Here is a 17,491-nt window from a genome sequence, read left to right as displayed (position 1 = left end):
TTATATCATTGTTTAGGGGCATGTTGTCTCTACAGCTCTAGTCACGGAAATCTTTTTTAATGGCCGAAAAACAGTATCAACCTCAAGAAATCGAAAAAGAGGTTCAAGCCTATTGGGAAACTCAGAAAACATTTAAAGCAACCGAAGACGAAGATAAAGAAAAATTTTATTGTCTGTCAATGTTTCCTTATCCCAGTGGCCGTTTACACATGGGTCATGTGCGCAATTACACCATTGGCGATGTAATTAGCCGCTATCAAAGAATGTTAGGTAAGAATGTGCTCCAACCTATGGGATGGGATGCATTTGGCCTACCTGCAGAAAACGCAGCTATCAATAATAATACTGCGCCGGCTAAATGGACCTACTCAAATATTGAGTATATGAAAAACCAATTAAAAACTTTAGGATTTGGTTACGACTGGGATCGGGAGATAGCGACTTGTAAAAAAGACTATTATCGATGGGAACAGTGGTTTTTCACTCGCTTATTCGATAAAGGCCTAGTGTATAAAAAAAATGCTACTGTTAACTGGGACCCAGTAGACCATACGGTTCTTGCTAACGAACAGGTGATTGACGGTCGCGGATGGCGTTCTGGCGCTTTAGTTGAACAAAGACAAATTCCTCAGTGGTTTATAAAAATCACTGATTATGCGGAAGAGTTGGTTAACGATTTAGAGCAATTAGAAGAATGGCCTGAACAGGTTCGGGCGATGCAGAAAAACTGGATTGGACGTTCAGAAGGAGTTGAAATAACTTTCGAACTTGAACAAATAATCGCACAGCTAGAAAGTTTTGATGTATACACTACTCGTCCGGACACTCTACTAGGTGTGACTTATGTTGCAGTTGCGGCGCAACACCCCATCGCATTAGAAGCAGCTAAAACCAACAATGACTTAGCCACATTTATTCAAGAATGTAAAAATACTAATGTAGCCGAAGCTGAAATGGCCACTATGGAAAAGAAAGGCTGTGCCACAGGGTATTTCGCAATTCACCCTTTAACCGGTCACAAAGTCCCTGTTTGGGTAGCCAACTTTGTACTCATGGGTTACGGCTCGGGTGCGGTGATGGCGGTGCCGGGTCACGATCAAAGAGACTGGGAGTTTGCCACTAAATATGGCCTTGAAATCAAACAAGTCGTTAAAGCCGATTCACAAAGCAATATTGAATGTGATTTAAGTTTAGGTGCATTTACTGAAAAAGGTCTATTGTTAAATTCTGGCGAATACGATGACCTTACTTCAGCAGATGCTTTTGATAAAATTGCGCAAACTCTTATTGAACAAAATAAGGGTAGAAAGAAAATCAATTACCGTCTGAGAGATTGGGGTGTATCAAGACAGCGATACTGGGGAACTCCAATCCCAATGTTGAATTTAGAAAATGGCGAGTCTGTCACTGTACCCAGTGATCAGCTACCGGTCGAATTACCAGAAAATGTGCATATGAATGGGGTTATTTCTCCAATCAAAGCAGACCCTGAATGGGCTAAAACAGAGTTTAATGGTCAGCCTGCATTAAGGGAGACCGATACTTTTGACACTTTTATGGAGTCATCATGGTATTACGCTCGCTATTGCAGTGCGCAGAACGATCAGGCTATGTTGGACCCATCACAAGCTAATTATTGGTTACCCGTAGATCAATATGTAGGTGGAATTGAACACGCTATATTGCATTTACTGTACTCACGTTTTTTTCATAAACTTCTGCGTGATGAAGGTTTGGTTCAATCTGACGAGCCTTACAAACGTCTGTTGTGTCAAGGGATGGTGTTAGCTGATTCATTTTATCGTGAAGATGCTGTTGGCAAAAAAGTATGGTACTCCCCTGCGGATGTTATCATTGAGAAAGACGATAAAGGCAGGATTATCAAATCTGTACTTGAGTCTGACGGCAAGGAAGTGATTCATCACGGCATGACCAAGATGTCCAAGTCAAAAAACAATGGTATTGATCCACAACAAGTAATCGATTTATATGGTGCTGATACCATTCGAGTATTTACTATGTTTGCTGCTCCGCCCGAGCAGACATTAGAATGGATTGATTCTGGAGTTGAGGGTGCACACAGATTTGTAAAACGCCTTTGGAATTTGGTGCAAGAACATGTCGAAGCAGGTGAAATAGCTTTGCTAGATAAAACTAATTTATCTTCCCCGCAGAAAAATCTTAGACGTTTAATTCACAAAACAATTGAAAAAGTCAGCGATGATATTGGTCGCCGCCAGACATTCAATACAGCCGTTGCTGCCACCATGGAGTTACTGAATCATTTACAAAAAGCATCAAAAACAACTGAGCAAGACCTCGCCGTCTTACGCGAAGGTATAAATGCAATAGTCTTGTTGCTCACTCCTATCGCTCCTCACATTTGTCATGTGATGTATAGAGACTTAGGTCACAATAATGCAGTAGAAACCGCACCATGGCCTATAGCTGAAGCTGAAGCAATGATTGAAGATGAAAAGCTCGTAGTAGTGCAAGTTAATGGTAAAGTCAGAGCGAAAATTACTGTTTCTGCGGACGCCACAAAAGAACAGGTCGAAACAATGGGTCTAGCCGAACAAAATATCCTACAACACACAGATGGCAAAATAATTCGAAAAGTCATTTATATTCCGGGTAGATTACTTAACATAGTGGCAAATTAAAGTGCTAAAGAGTATATTTTTTAATGTTTGCATCCTCATTATTGTTCTAACAATAGTAGGATGTGGCTTTAAATTACGAGGTGACTACGGACTACCATCTGGTATTCAGCAACTTCAATTATTAGCGGCACAAAAAAACACCCCACTACATAGAATACTAAGTAAACAGCTTCAAGGATTTAACATTGAAGTGTGGGATAATTCTGTTACTGACTCTCAAATCGATAGACGTGTAGATGAACAAATAGATGCTGTTATTTATTTAACATCAGATGTACTTGAAAGGCGTTTGTTGTCCCTTTTTTCAACCGGACAAGTAGCAGAATATGAATTGGTGTATACCATTGGATATCAGATCCAGTTTCCTTCGCAAGACGCGCTAGAATTAGAGTTTGATGTCACTAGGGAATACCAAGACGACCCAGATGCAGTATTAGCTAAGTCTCGTGAGTTGGATTTAATCCAAAACGAAATGCGCCATGAAGCAGCCAATCGTATTATCCGACAAATTGCCAGCTCGTACAATATTTGGCAACAGACTGTAGGTGACTAATGCAGGTCTATCCTAACCGTTTTAATATTGATGCCACCTCAGAACTGAAACCCTTTTATTTGTTTTTTGGTGACGAGCCACAACAAAAACTCGAATGTATTGAGTTATTACGAAGTGCAGCTTTAACCCGAGGCTTTGACGAACGTCAGTCCTTAGTCGCAGATGGCCAATTTAGTTGGGATACCCTGATTGAAGCAACGCAAACTTTATCGTTATTTTCTACTAGACAAATTATTGAACTTGAATTGCCCACCGGAAAACCTGGTGCAGAGGGAAGCAAAGTACTAACGAGCTTAGCGCAACAGATAAATCCTGATGTGTTAATTGTTATACATGGCGGAAAAATTGGTAAGGATGTGCAGAATACTAAATGGTTTAAGGCAGTAGATATGCACGCCATTTATGTGCCTTGTTACCCTTTGGAAGGCAATGCACTATATCAGTGGATAAATAACCAAATGCGTTTAGTGGGGATGCAGTCCTCTAAACAAATCTCGCAGTTATTGGTTGATTATTGTGAAGGTAACTTACTCGCGGCCAAACAAGAGATTCAAAAGTTAATACTACTTTATCCTCAAGGTAATCCTAGCTTTGAACAGGTCGAACAAGCAGTTGTTGATCAATCCAGATTCACGGTGTTTCATTTAATCGATGTATTACTCAGTGGTGATGCTCAAAAAGCAGTCAAAATGCTCTATCGTTTGGAAAGTGAAGGAGTTGAACCCAATATTATTGTTTGGGCTCTGACGCGTGAATGGCAGACTTTGCAAGGGATATTATTTGATCGGCAGCAAGGTAAAACTATTAACTGGAACCAATACCGAATATGGAAAAGTCGTCAATCTTTATACCAGTCAGCATTGCAACGATTATCATTAGAACATATGCAAGTGCTTCAGCAAAAATTAGCAGAGTTTGATGGTGCGATTAAACAATCCCAAGTAGTTAGACCTTACATAGAGTTATGCCATTTATGTTTGTTGTTTGTTCCATATCAACTTAATAATGTGCCTTTAGATTATGGTGTTTTAGATTAGGAGTTATATCTTTAGATGCGATTAGCACCTCCTTTAGGTATTTTTGGTGGTACCTTTGACCCGATTCACTATGGGCATATTCTCCCAATATTAGAAGCAGCGGGCAAAACTAACATCCAAAAAATAGCTTTGATGCCTTGTTATATTCCTAGCCATAAAAATCCAGCGACCGCATCAAGTGAAGACAGGCTTAAAATGGTAGAGCTAGTTTGTGCTGATTATCCTCTATTTTACCCTGAACCAAGAGAGCTTATTCGAGCAAAGCCTACCTTTAGTGTTGATTCTTTGAGAGAACTACGAACGGCGATGCCTAACACTCCGCTATGTTTTTTCATCGGCACTGACTCATTACAAAATTTGTTTACATGGCACAATTGGCCGTTACTATTTGCTCTTTGCCATTTCGTGGTGTGCGAAAGAACTGGGGAGGCGGTTAAAGACTCAAGTTATAAATTTGATGATTCTCTAGGACTTCCCTCACCACATTCGTATTCGCCAGAACTACAAACATTGCTACATAAGAGACAAATTTTTAATCCGTCGGTGCTTCATAACACTCTTGCTGGACATATTTATTTTGCTGATACGCAAAGATTAACAGTGTCTTCTAGCAAAATTAGGCAACAATTATTTAATAATCAATCAGTTGATAGTTTTTTACCGCCAAAGATATTAGATTATATTCAACAGCATAAGCTCTATCAGCCAAGTACAGATTTCTGTTAAACTATATTAAATTAAATCGTATAAAGTTTAGCCATAAGGAAAGTCTTTGGATCACAAACAATTAAAAGCCTTTGTCATAGAAAAAGTCGAAGACTTAAAAGGTCGTGACATCATTGATTTAGATGTTGCAGAAAAATCGTCCGTTACTGAAACCATGTTAATTTGCTCAGGCAATTCTAAACGTCATGTTATTTCAATTGCCGAAAATGTCGTAGTTGAAGCTAAACAAGCTGGTACTGCACCTTTAAGCATTGAAGGTCGTGAAAGTGGTGATTGGGTTTTAGTTGATCTAGGCGACGTGGTCTTGCATGTGATGCAAGATGATGCCCGAGATTTCTATCAATTGGAAAAACTCTGGGGCTAAGTAACCGTTGCGCATTCAGATGATAGCAGTGGGCATGAAAATGCCCGTTTGGGTCGAACAGGGTTTTTCAGAATATTGCAGACGTTTTCCTGCTGATATGCCTTTACATCTAACTGAAATAGTTGCCGGTAAGCGTGGTAAAAATGCGGATATTAAACGTATCTTACATAAAGAAGGTGAGTTAACTCTTGCTGCAATTCCCAAAGGCAACAGAGTTGTCACTTTAGAGGTAACAGGTGTGTCTTGGGATACTCCTAAATTAGCTAAAACTATGCAGAACTGGCAAATGGATGGCCGAGATGTAAGTTTATTAATCGGTGGCCCCGAAGGTTTAGCGCCCGAATGCATAAAAGTTTCGGAACAAAGGTGGTCATTGTCTAGTCTTACTTTGCCACATCCTTTGGCACGCATAATTGTTGCTGAGAGCCTATATCGAGCTTGGTCAATTAATAATAACCATCCTTATCATAGAGAATAACATTGCCTTCCCCACGTATCCTTATAAAAGACCACTCAGCTGAAGCTAACCTTTTTGCTAGGCGAACTTTTATCGGATTACTTGTGGTTTTTATTATGGTAGGCATGGTGTTGACAAACTTGTATTATTTACAAATAAGTCGATTTGAAGATTACCAGACACGTGCAGACGGTAACCGAATAAAAGTATTACCTGTGGCACCCAATCGTGGATTAATATATGACCGTAATGGCATATTACTTGCCGAAAATCGTCCAGTATTTAGTCTACAAGTCATACCAGAAGAGATTGAGGATCTAGAGTCAACTATCGACGAGCTTAGTTCATTACTTGGTATTGAAGAAGAAGATCTCAGTGACTTTTATCAAGATTTAAAGAGTGCTAGACGTTTCAAACCAGTCAATTTGATCAACCGTTTGAAGCCTAATGAAGTAGCACTGTTTTCCGTCAAACAACATAACTATCCGGGTGTATCTATCGAGGCTAGGCTAGCTCGTTATTATCCTTACGGCAGCGCTCTCACACATGCCATAGGATATGTTGCCAAAATTAACAAGAAAGATTTGCAGAAACTCAACGAAGCTGGCTTTGAAGCCAACTATGCAGCAACTTATGACATCGGTAAAAGTGGCATAGAGAAATATCACGAAGAAATGCTTCATGGAAAAGTGGGGTTTCAAGAGGTAGAAGTGAATAATCGGGGTAGAATAATACGCACATTAGACTTTAATCCACCTATTCCCGGCCAAGATATTGTATTGAATATTGATACGAATTTACAACTCGAGGCGGAGAAAGCCTTTGCAGGTAAGAAAGGCTCTGTTGTTGCCATTGATCCTCGAGATGGAGGTGTTCTTGCCCTTTACAGTAGCCCAAGCTACGATCCTAACTTGTTTGTGCATGGTATCAGTAGTAAAAATTACAAGAAATTACTTACTACAGAGCGTCCTTTGTTTAATCGTGCAACGCAGGGACAGTATCCGCCAGCATCGACAGTTAAACCTCTTCTAGCATTAACAGGGCTAGAGGAAAAGGTGATTACGCCTGAAACCCGAATTTATGATATCGGTAAATATCAATTAAAAAATGTTGAACGTGTTTGGCGAGACCATAACCCTTGGGGCCACGGTTGGGTAGATGTGACTAAGGCAATAGAAGTGTCTTGTGACATTTTTTTTTATGATTTAGCCTATAAGCTAGGCATAGACCGGATAAGTGAAAGCATGTATGAGTTCGGTTTTGGTGATTATACCGGTATTGACCTTCATGAAGAAGCCGATGGTATTATGCCGAGTAGAGGTATTGTAAAAGCCTTATTTAACCGTCCTTGGTACATCGGTGACACCATCAATATAGGCATAGGACAGAGCTATTGGACAGCAACACCTGTCCAACTTACCCAGTCAATCACTACATTAGTTAATAAGGGTAGACGCATTATTCCGCAAATTATTCGCGGTAATATGCAGAAAGAGACGGTTGTCGTGCAGGCTATTAAAGAAAGGCGCCCCATAGTCATAAAAAACGAACACAACTGGGATATGGTATTGGATGCTATGTATGGTACGGTCAATAGAGAAGGCTCTGCACGAAACGCATTTAGAGGCGCTCATTATATTTCCGCAGGTAAAACAGGTACCGCGCAATTAGTCAGTATCGCACAAGATGAAAAATATGATGCCTCCAAACTTTCCAAGAAGAATCATGATAACGCTATGTATGTAGGTTATGCACCCTACGACAAACCACAAATAGTGCTATCTGTGGTATTAGAAAATGCAGGACACGGCGGTGCTGAAGCTGCACCTATTGCTCGTAAAATGATGGATAATTATTTCAAAAATCAAACATTTCCTGAACATAAGGTCATCGAGCCCTTAGGACAAAATCGAGAAGAACTTGAACTAACGCAACCTGGGACGCAACCCTAATGCTTAGGACTAAACTAGCTTTTAATAACCGTTCATTTTGTAATAGGATACATTGTGATGGTATTTTGTTATTTGGATTACTGGTACTTATGGTGGTAGGTTTGCTTACTATCTATTCAGCAGGCGGACAAGACATAAGTCTCATACAAAGGCAATTAACACGTCTGGCTCTAGCATTATGCGTGATGTTGGTTGTGGCTCAGATCCCCCCAATGGCTTACCAAAAGTTATCTGTTTATTTTTACATAATCGGTATAGCAATGTTAATTGCTGTATTGGTGGTAGGTGTATCCAGTAAAGGGGCACAGCGTTGGTTAGATATAGGCGTATTTCGCTTCCAACCCTCTGAAGTCATGAAGTTAGCCGTGCCTATGATGGTGGCTTGGTATATTAGTCGCTTCAATTTGCCACCTAAAACGTGGCATATACTGGTTGGCTTTGCTTTGGTCGCCCTACCCACCTTATTGATTGCTCGCCAACCAGATTTAGGCACCTCACTTCTGATTGCTTGCTCAGGCGTTTTTGCTTTATTCTTAGCGGGTATGAGCTGGCGATTTATATCTTTTGTTGCTATTGCCATGTCAGCTTTTACTCCTATTATGTGGAATTTCTTGATGGAAGATTATCAAAAACAACGAGTGTTGACATTTATCAATCCTGAAAGTGATCCTTTGGGATCGGGTTATCACATTATACAATCGAAAATTGCTATTGGTTCTGGCGGAGCTCAGGGTAAAGGTTGGTTGCAAGGCACACAATCGCAGTTAGAGTTTTTACCAGAACGTCATACGGATTTTATTTTTGCAGTGTTCAGTGAAGAGTTTGGATTTTGGGGCGTGGTGGGACTGCTATCGATCTACGCTTTTATTGTAATACGTGGCATGTTGATAGCGGTGAGAGCACAAGATGTATTTAGTAAAATTTTAGCTGGCAGTATTACGCTTACCTTTTTTGTTTATGTGTTTGTCAATATGGGCATGGTTTCAGGTATTTTACCTGTTGTTGGCGTACCTTTACCATTAGTTAGTTATGGTGGCACTTCTATGGTGACACTATTAGCAGGCTTTGGTATTTTAATGGCAATTAGTACCCAGAAAAGAATTATGTCCCGAGGATAATAGTAGTTTTAGTTAAGTAAACCACTTAACTATTGAGGAGAAATCGTGAAGTTGATTAAATCGTTTATAGTATTAGTCTTTTGTCTGACATGTCATGGCATCAAAGCCTCTCCTGAGGAGTTGCGACAGGAGTTTATTGACTTGATGGTAAATGAACATCAGTTTAAAAGAACAGTGATTGAATCAACCTTGGCTAAGGCCAATAAAAACGAGGTAGTTTTACAATCTATTGCCAAACCATGGGAAGCCAAACCTTGGTTTCAGTATTTTCCTATATTCCTTACTGAAAAACGTTTAGCAAAAGGCTTGACGTTCTGGCAAACACATCATCAAACATTAGCTCGAGCAGAGCAAGAAACCGGCGTACCCGCAGAAATTATTGTAGCCATCATTGGTGTTGAGACTTTTTATGGCACTTACCAAGGCAAATATTCAGTACTCGATGCATTAGTTACTTTGGGTTTTCATTATCCACCTAGGGCGACGTTTTTTCGCAGCGAATTAGCTCAATTATTTTTATTAGCTCAGGAGGAAGAATTTGATATCACCGAGCTTAAAGGTTCTTATGCTGGCGCAATGGGATGGGGACAGTTTATTTCTTCTAGTTACCGTTATTACGCTGTGGATTTCGACGGTGACGGTGTGCGAGACTTATTAAACAACCCTGTGGATGCTATTGGAAGTGTTGCAAACTACTTTAAAAAACACCATTGGAAGGCCAACAATGCTATTGCGTTTAAAGCTAAAGTCAGTGGCAATCAATACTCAGCATTGTTGACACAATCTCTTAAATATTCTCATCAATGGTCACAGTTGCAAGTTGCGGGTGTAAGCATCACTGGGGAAGAATTAAACAAAGACATGAGTGTTAAACTTTTCGAATTTGAACAAACGAATAGTAAAGAATATTGGGTAGGTTTACCTAACTTTTATGTGATCACTCGTTATAACCATAGTCCGCTATATGCTATGGCCGTGTTTCAATTCAGCCAACAACTTAAACAAGAGTTCAACGTTGCAACCACCGCTAAACTTAACGACTAATTATTCCATGGTAAAATCTACACGTTTACTTGGTCTACTTATTATCTTAGTGATTGTTTCTGGTTGTGCTCCAAAGGGACGTTATTACCAAAAACAAGATTCAGCCCCTAATGAAGTTCCACAAAAGGTGACAACACAAGATGCGATAGCGACTTACCAAACATATGCGCCAGCTAATATGCGACCTTATACGATAAGGGGAATTAGGTACAGACCACTCAATACAGGTAAAGGTTTCAGCGATAAGGGTCATGCGAGTTGGTATGGACAAAAATTTCATGGTCACTTAACGTCTAATGGCGAGATTTACGACATGTACAAAATGTCTGCCGCACACAAAACATTGCCATTACCATCATTTGTTCGTGTTACCAATTTAAAAAATAGTAAACAAGTCGTCGTTAGAGTCAACGATAGAGGGCCTTTTTATGAAGGTCGTGTAATAGACCTGTCTTATGCTGCGGCGTTAAAGCTAGACATGCTTGAAACAGGTGTTGCGGAAGTAAAAATTGACGTTATTCATGTAGATAGAGCAGGAGTGATTACCGAAGGACGCAATCCAACCATCATCAAAAAATCCTCCATTAAAGTCAATCAACAGGTTTTTATTCAAGTGGCTGCTTTTCAAAACAAAAAGGAAATAGATAACTTAGCAAAGGGATTAAAAAGCTTATACCAACGTCCCTACCTAACAAGATTTGAGGAAGGAATATATAAATTACACCTTGGGCCAATGATAGGCGAGCAGGATGCAAATACGTTCTTAAACGAACTTAAAAGCAATGACTACCCTGACGCTTATAAAGTTTACTTTGATTAGATTCATCATATACTTTCTATCTATGTTTTATCTTTTAACCAAACAAAACTTTTCACATCAATTTGTGTCTGACATCTTGAAGCTGATAAAAACTTTCACATAGTTGTATATAGTTGAGCATTAGTTTTCAGTTGGGCAGCAATGTAACCATCGAAGTGTTATATTGTTAAGTAAAATTTAATGTCATCGTTCGTGTCTTTTAAGACATGTCTAAGATTTCTATTCCTACAACATTTTCAAACGGTAGTTTAATGCTTAATCAAAAAACGTATTTCGGATCTCTTGTAAGCACCATAGTCTTGTGTTTGTGTATCTTTTCAGCTTCTGCTGCTGTAGTTATCCCACCTGCACCAAGTGTCTCAGCTAAAGGGTTCATATTAATGGATTTCCAAACAGGTAATGTAATAGCAGAACAAAACGCTGATATGCAAATACCACCTGCTAGCTTAACCAAAATGATGACTAGCTATGTCATTGGCATAGAGCTGCTCAACGGTAATATCAAAGAGACTGATCTAGTGACCATTTCTGAAAAAGCATGGGCTAAAAACTTTCCAGACTCTTCAAAAATGTTTATCGAAGTAGGTAAAAAAATATCGGTAGCCGATCTCAACCGCGGCATCATCGTTCAGTCTGGTAACGACGCTTGTGTAGCCATGGCAGAGCATATTGCCGGAAGTGAAGATGCATTTGCGAGCATGATGAATATGCATGCAGAAAGACTAGGTATGACCTCAACTTACTTTGTGAATAGTCATGGTTTACACGATTCTCAGCATTTTACGACACCAAGAGACATGGCAATTTTGTCAGCTGCATTAATACGTGATGTGCCACAAGAATATGCTATTTATGCCGAAAAAGAATTTACCTTCAACGATATAAAGCAATACAACCGTAATGGCTTATTATGGGATAGGAGCCTCAATGTTGATGGTATAAAAACGGGGCATACGTCTGATGCAGGTTATAGCTTGATCACCTCAGCTTACCAAGGTGATATGCGCCTAATTTCAGTTGTCATGGGTACAGATAGTGAACGTGCTCGTAAAGTTGAAAATAAAAAATTACTCAAATACGGTTTTCGCTTTTTTGAAACGATCACACCTTATAAAGCAGGTGATAGCTTTGTTTCACACCGTATTTTTATGGGTGATAAGGAAACTGTAGACCTTGGCATATTACAAGATACCCCAATAAATATTCCTCGAGGCTTGAGTAAAAATCTAAAGGCTAACTTTAAGTTAGACAAAAGCTTACAAGCACCGATTGCTAAAGGTGAAGTAGTAGGCAAACTCTATCTCCAAATTGAAGGTGAAGATATTGCTGAATATCCATTAGTTGCCTTGCAAGAAATCAAAGAAGGCGATTTCTTCGACCGTATGGTTGATTTTGTCAAATTAAAGCTTGGTTTTAATAATTAATAATTCGCAATTTGTTAAATATTCGAGAGAAACATGGACACTAACTTTGACCAACTGCTGGATTTCCCATGCCAGCAGACATTTAAAATTATGGGCATCGCCCATGAGCGCTTGCCAGAAGATGTTATATCTTGCTTACAAATACATGCGCCAGGTGATTATGTACCTAAAGTAAAACCAAGTTCAAAGGGTACATACCACTCCATTTCGCTCAGCATAACAGTAACCAGCAAAGCACATATGGAAACACTCTATATTGAACTAGCTAAACTGGAGTTGGTTAAAGTTGTTTTGTAAAGAGAGTGTGTCTGCACAATGCCTGCTAAACTAATCGTCAGACAATTGGGCTTGCAGGCTTACTCGCCTATTTGGCAAGCCATGCAAGATTTCACTAATCATAGGAACGATGAAACAGTCGACGAAATATGGCTGGCAGAACATCAAGCAGTCTTTACTCAGGGCCAAGCGGGTAAAGAAGAACACATACTTGTACCAGGTGATATTCCTGTAGTAAAAGTCGATAGGGGTGGTCAAGTCACCTACCACGGGCCCGGTCAACAAATGATGTACGTGTTACTTAATCTTAAACGCAATAAATTGGGTGTTAGAAATTTAGTAACGGCATTAGAACAATGTGTGGTCAACACGTTAAAAGAATATGCAATTAATGCCTATCCTAAAGTTGATGCTCCAGGAGTTTACGTAGACAGCAAAAAAGTCTGTTCTATTGGCCTAAGAATTCGTAAAGGTTGCTCTTTTCATGGTTTAGCATTGAACGTCAACATGGATTTACGCCCTTTTCAGCGCATAAATCCATGTGGTTATGCCGGTCTGGAAATGATAGATTGCGCACAACTTGGCGGCCCTGATACGCTGACTGAAGCTGGCATTAAACTGACTGATCATTTATCTGCCTTATTAGGTATAAATCACAAAGAACATAGAGAAGGTTTTAATGAATAACGTACGCGCGGAGGCCGGAGTTAAACTTCGGGATGATGAAAAAGTTAAACATATTCCCATCACTATCATGCCGACTGAAAAGGCTGATATGTTGCGTAAACCTGCGTGGATAAAAATAAAGCTGCCACGTAATACAGATAAAATTGACCATATCAAAAAAACTTTACGCAAGAATAACTTACATTCAGTTTGTGAAGAAGCAAGCTGCCCTAATCTCGCCGAATGTTTTAACCACGGCACAGCAACATTTATGATCTTGGGCGACATTTGCACTCGTCGATGCCCATTTTGTGACGTAGGTCATGGTAAACCCTTACCACCTAGCGCAGAAGAGCCCATTAAGTTAGCCAAAACTATTGCTGAAATGAAATTAAAATATGTGGTAATAACTTCAGTAGACCGAGATGATTTGCGCGATGGTGGTGCCCAGCACTTTGTTGACTGTATATCGGCTATTCGCGAACATAGCCCATCGACCAAAATAGAAGTGTTAGTACCGGATTTCAGAGGTCGTATGGACAGAGCTCTTGAAATACTCAAGCAAAGCCCGCCTGACGTTTTTAACCACAACCTTGAAACTATTCCGCGTTTGTACCGGGAATGTCGACCAGGTGCCAACTATCAATGGTCGTTAGACTTATTGAAAAAATTCAAACAGCAGCACCCTGATATTCCTACCAAATCTGGACTAATGATGGGCATGGGCGAAGACAAACACGAAATAACCGAAGTATTGAAAGATTTACGCACCCACAATGTAGAGATGTTGACCTTGGGCCAATATTTACAGCCCAGTAAACATCACTTCCCATTGAAACGTTATGTACATCCTGACGAATTTGATGAACTCGGCGAAACAGCCAAAGAGTTAGGTTTTAGTCATGCAGCCAGTGGTCCTATGGTCCGTTCTAGCTACCATGCGGATAAGCAAGCGGCTGGTGAAGAAGTAAAGTGAACCCATTTATTATGGCTTAATCTGATTAGTATCATACTGGTTGACAAGTGGCTCTATTATAACAAGAAGAGCCACAGTGAGCTTCCGCGAGCCACCAGACAACTAACCATAATCTCTCGCAGTTCGGTTATAAGTTTCTTCTACGTTAAAATTTTATTGTTCAGACCGTGCCCATTCCGACACATACAGGGTGAAAGTAGCAACATCCTTCATCTATTTGTATAGAGTCCAAGTTTATCTATTAGACCTTAGCTGACCTATTTACAGGTGCCAAAGGTTCAATCCCGTGCTCAAAAGCCGACGGCTAGATTGTCTAATTACTTAGAGTATACTGATTAGAATTTTGCTAACAGTTACCAATACGTTCCACTACCAATACGTTCCACTACCAATACGTTCCACAGTGAAAATACTTTCTAGAACCTGAGGTTGCACATTGGTTAAAATAATTTTTCTGCGGTGATTGAGAATAAATGACTGGTGGCCCCAACAAGTGTAATTAGCCTCGAAACGTTACATTTAAAGTTGCAGAAATTGCCATTACAAAACTTACTTTTGCTTCACCTCCTTTATGTGGCAGTCTAATTTCACAGCGCAATATTATTTAACTCTATAATACAACGCATCCACCAATGAATGGAGATTAAGCCCCTGCAGGATGCAAATTTAATTTATTTCTCCATTTACAAACCTAAACTCGTAAACTCCACACCTTAACTCGTAAACTCCACACCTTAACTCGTAAACTCCACACTTATACACTTAACCGTTTTAACAAATTCTGCACTACCTTTTGACCTCTTATTATTTACCAATAATGATTTAGAAGCACTGAACCACAAAAATAGGGAACACTGAACAGCATCACTTTGTATTAATAATATGACCGACCTACCTCTGATTTCCTCATGTTAGGAAAGTGCGCATAAATATAAAAAGAGAAAAACACAAGACACTCTTTATATTTTATGAAGCGCTCAATTGGGTCTAGGTATGTCGATTATTTACTGTGATATTTTTAGGGAGCTTCATTATCATCACCAAGGGTCATGTTTATCACAGTACTTCAATCACACAATCAGATATAGAATATTGACCTTACATCTCTGGCTCTAGGGTTGTAATAACTTAGTCGTAGCGTTGGGCATTAATGGGTATTATGAACTATTCTAAAAGATCATCGGACATACAGTGTTTTTTTAATATTATTCATTAGTAATTAATTTACTTTGACTAAATCAGCGGGTGGTATTCATTACAATGCGAAACAAAAACCAGCCAACCTCAATTTTAATTATTTCAATACTGACGCTTTTTTGTAGTTACGCTTTTTCTCAGTCAGCAATAGATTACGAAAAAGCACTGAGAAGTTTTAATCAAGAAAACTTCGACGAAGCCTATGTTTACTTAAAAAACGCCCTGCAAGATAATCCGTCTCATTTACAGTCTAAATTAATGATGGCTGATATATTGTTACGTAGAAACCAAACACGCGCTGCCATTGTTGAATACCAAGAATCGCTCATTTTAGGTGCAGATTTAGATATTGCTTACCTCCCCCTTGCGCAAGCATATTCTCGTATCATGGAATATAAGAAGGTTATCAAATTGATGACCCATAAACTTAGCGCAAAAAATAATTTTGAAATATCCATGTTACAAGCTATTGCTTATGAAAACCTTGAGCGGCCCAATAACACACTTGAAAAATATGAACATGCCCTCGAATTACAGCCTGAAAACATAACGGTACTGAACAATTTGGCTAGCTTTTATTTAAGACAAGATAACATTGTTCAATCAAAAATATTTATTACTAAGGCTTCAAAAATAAATTCCAGTAACGCATTTACTTTGCACATAAGAGGTCAAATCAGTGAAAAAGAAGGGGATATTCTAGAGGCGTTAGCGTTATTTAAAGAGGCATACATTAACTTGCCTACTGAACCATTTATAAGTCGCTCATTGGCTAACATTTATGTGACCCTTAAACAGCTCGACGAAGCCAGAGATGTGGTAGACAACATTTTAATTATCACGCCAGACGAACCTTTTATCATGTTATTAAGCGCAAGGCTTTATGGCATGAACAATAATAATGAACTTGCCATAAAAGCCTACGGAGAAATCGCAACAAAAATGGCGTTAATACCCAATGAACAATTATTAAAACAAACTGAGTTGTTATTAGTATCTGGGTTAGCGTTTTACATGACCGGCAACTATGAAACCGCTAGAAATAAATTGATCAATTATGTTTCACAAAATCCTGAAAGCCTCTATGCAATAGAGATTCTTGTTGATACTCACATTAGGTTAAATGAGTCGAAAGTGGCGTTAAAAGTAATGGAAACCCACTACGACACTATAAAAAATAATTTATCCTTATCATTGGTATTGTGTGATTTATATATTCAAACTAATAAAATTTATCAATGCCAAAGTTTTATCTCAGAACTGAGAAAAACCCATAATGCCAAACGTGTATTTGACCTGATGCAAGTGAAAATATTACAAGCAAGAAATAAACATCAAGAAGCACTGAAATATTTCGAACAACACTTCACAGACACAACTGGCCAAGAGGTAAAGAAAATTGCAGTCATGCTTTATCTTCAAAACGGTCAACAAAAACGTGCGTTAGGTTTAGTGAATGAGTTAATTGAACTTGTGTCGGGCAATTTGGCCTACCAACTGTTAAAGGTAGAGGTGCTGACAAGGTCACCTCAATTACAATAATCGCAGAAGGTAAATAATATAGTATTAACGGCTAACTTAGATATATTTTCTGCCAAATATAACCAGGCAAATCTATTTTATTTAAAAAAAGAATACCACCAAGCTTATACTTATGCTGAAAACCTTGCTAAAGAAAACACTAATAGTTTTAGGTTATATGTATTGCAGGGAAACATCTTACTAAGCTTAGGAAAACTTGAAGAAGCAAAAGACAAATTTACTACGGCCAAGTTATTCAACAGAGAAAATGTCATTCCTTATGAAAAAATAATCAACATTTATCAGACATTAAAAGATTTCCCTTCTGCGCTTAAAGAATTAGACCGCCTGCAAAAAAGTCATTTTTTAGACCCTAAATATATTCAGTTAAGAGCCAGCATATACATTCAACAAAATGCCCAAGAACATGCCGCAGAACAATATGCGAAGCTTTATAGTATTTGGAATGAGGATCATCAACAATTACTTTATTTAGGGCAGCAACAACGTGTTGCAAAAATTTATGATGATGCTGAAACATCCCTTTTACGGGCATTAGAATTGTTACCGGATTATCTCTATGCAAAAATCGAGTTAATGCGTTTATATGTCTCCTGTCTCTTATACACATTCGACTCTGCCGACGAAGCAGACTGTTTAAATCTTCTCTCGTACTATAACTTTACAAACAACACCA

Annotated in this window: 16 protein-coding genes; all 16 read left to right on the top strand. The window is 39.0% G+C overall.

The annotated features are described in order from the left end of the window. Positions 1-59: 59 nt before the first annotated feature. Positions 60-2,663, top strand: coding sequence for a leucine--tRNA ligase (gene leuS / locus QZ562_RS07250; protein ID WP_293758741.1), 2,604 nt, complete (start codon positions 60-62; stop codon positions 2,661-2,663). A gap of 1 nt (position 2,664) precedes the next feature. Continuing rightward, a complete protein-coding gene (lptE, locus tag QZ562_RS07245; protein WP_293758740.1) occupies positions 2,665-3,216 on the top strand; it encodes an LPS assembly lipoprotein LptE in 552 nt (183 codons plus the stop codon). Next, positions 3,216-4,253 carry a DNA polymerase III subunit delta gene (holA, locus tag QZ562_RS07240; RefSeq protein WP_293758739.1) on the top strand — a complete coding sequence of 346 codons (1,038 nt, stop codon included), beginning with the start codon at positions 3,216-3,218 and terminating at the stop codon, positions 4,251-4,253. Before lptE ends, holA begins: the two co-directional genes overlap by 1 nt. A 15-nt stretch (positions 4,254-4,268) precedes the next feature. Beyond that, entirely contained in the window at positions 4,269-4,979 is a 711-nt protein-coding gene (nadD, locus tag QZ562_RS07235; protein ID WP_293758738.1) for a nicotinate-nucleotide adenylyltransferase, read from the top strand. Positions 4,980-5,025: 46 nt separating this feature from the next. Then, a complete protein-coding gene (rsfS, locus tag QZ562_RS07230) occupies positions 5,026-5,343 on the top strand; it encodes a ribosome silencing factor (RefSeq protein ID WP_293758737.1) in 318 nt (105 codons plus the stop codon). 7 nt (positions 5,344-5,350) lie between these two features. Further along, positions 5,351-5,821: a 23S rRNA (pseudouridine(1915)-N(3))-methyltransferase RlmH gene (gene rlmH / locus QZ562_RS07225; protein WP_293758736.1), complete on the top strand. Its 471-nt coding sequence runs from the start codon at positions 5,351-5,353 to the stop codon at positions 5,819-5,821. Positions 5,822-5,823: 2 nt separating this feature from the next. Next, positions 5,824-7,752, top strand: coding sequence for a penicillin-binding protein 2 (gene mrdA / locus QZ562_RS07220; RefSeq protein WP_293758735.1), 1,929 nt, complete (start codon positions 5,824-5,826; stop codon positions 7,750-7,752). Further along, positions 7,752-8,870, top strand: coding sequence for a rod shape-determining protein RodA (rodA, locus tag QZ562_RS07215; RefSeq protein ID WP_293758734.1), 1,119 nt, complete (start codon positions 7,752-7,754; stop codon positions 8,868-8,870). Before mrdA ends, rodA begins: the two co-directional genes overlap by 1 nt. Before the next feature lie 45 nt (positions 8,871-8,915). Beyond that, the gene (gene mltB / locus QZ562_RS07210; protein ID WP_293758733.1) at positions 8,916-9,914 is read left to right on the top strand and encodes a lytic murein transglycosylase B; all 999 of its coding nucleotides are present in this window, start codon (positions 8,916-8,918) and stop codon (positions 9,912-9,914) included. Beyond that, a complete protein-coding gene (locus tag QZ562_RS07205; RefSeq protein ID WP_363315332.1) occupies positions 9,886-10,734 on the top strand; it encodes a septal ring lytic transglycosylase RlpA family protein in 849 nt (282 codons plus the stop codon). Before mltB ends, QZ562_RS07205 begins: the two co-directional genes overlap by 29 nt. A 251-nt stretch (positions 10,735-10,985) precedes the next feature. After that, complete coding sequence (locus QZ562_RS07200) at positions 10,986-12,158, top strand: serine hydrolase (protein WP_293758760.1); 1,173 nt, start codon at positions 10,986-10,988, stop codon at positions 12,156-12,158. Between the two features lie 33 nt (positions 12,159-12,191). Next, positions 12,192-12,455 (top strand): DUF493 family protein YbeD, encoded by a 264-nt coding sequence (gene ybeD / locus QZ562_RS07195; protein WP_293758732.1) that lies wholly within the window; start codon positions 12,192-12,194, stop codon positions 12,453-12,455. A gap of 18 nt (positions 12,456-12,473) precedes the next feature. Beyond that, positions 12,474-13,121 carry a lipoyl(octanoyl) transferase LipB gene (gene lipB, locus QZ562_RS07190; RefSeq protein WP_293758731.1) on the top strand — a complete coding sequence of 216 codons (648 nt, stop codon included), beginning with the start codon at positions 12,474-12,476 and terminating at the stop codon, positions 13,119-13,121. Then, complete coding sequence (gene lipA, locus QZ562_RS07185) at positions 13,114-14,076, top strand: lipoyl synthase (RefSeq protein ID WP_293758730.1); 963 nt, start codon at positions 13,114-13,116, stop codon at positions 14,074-14,076. Before lipB ends, lipA begins: the two co-directional genes overlap by 8 nt. Positions 14,077-15,336: 1,260 nt before the next feature. Then, a complete protein-coding gene (locus QZ562_RS07180; protein ID WP_293758729.1) occupies positions 15,337-16,815 on the top strand; it encodes a tetratricopeptide repeat protein in 1,479 nt (492 codons plus the stop codon). Between the two features lie 162 nt (positions 16,816-16,977). Beyond that, positions 16,978-17,491 (top strand): hypothetical protein (locus QZ562_RS07175; protein WP_293758728.1); only part of this gene is annotated, 514 nt, incomplete at its 3' end.

It is taken from the genome of uncultured Paraglaciecola sp. (genome assembly GCF_913058035.1).
Lineage (GTDB): Bacteria > Pseudomonadota > Gammaproteobacteria > Enterobacterales > Alteromonadaceae > Paraglaciecola.
Note: the sequence above shows the minus strand (reverse complement) of the source record. Positions and strands in the feature narration are given on the sequence as shown.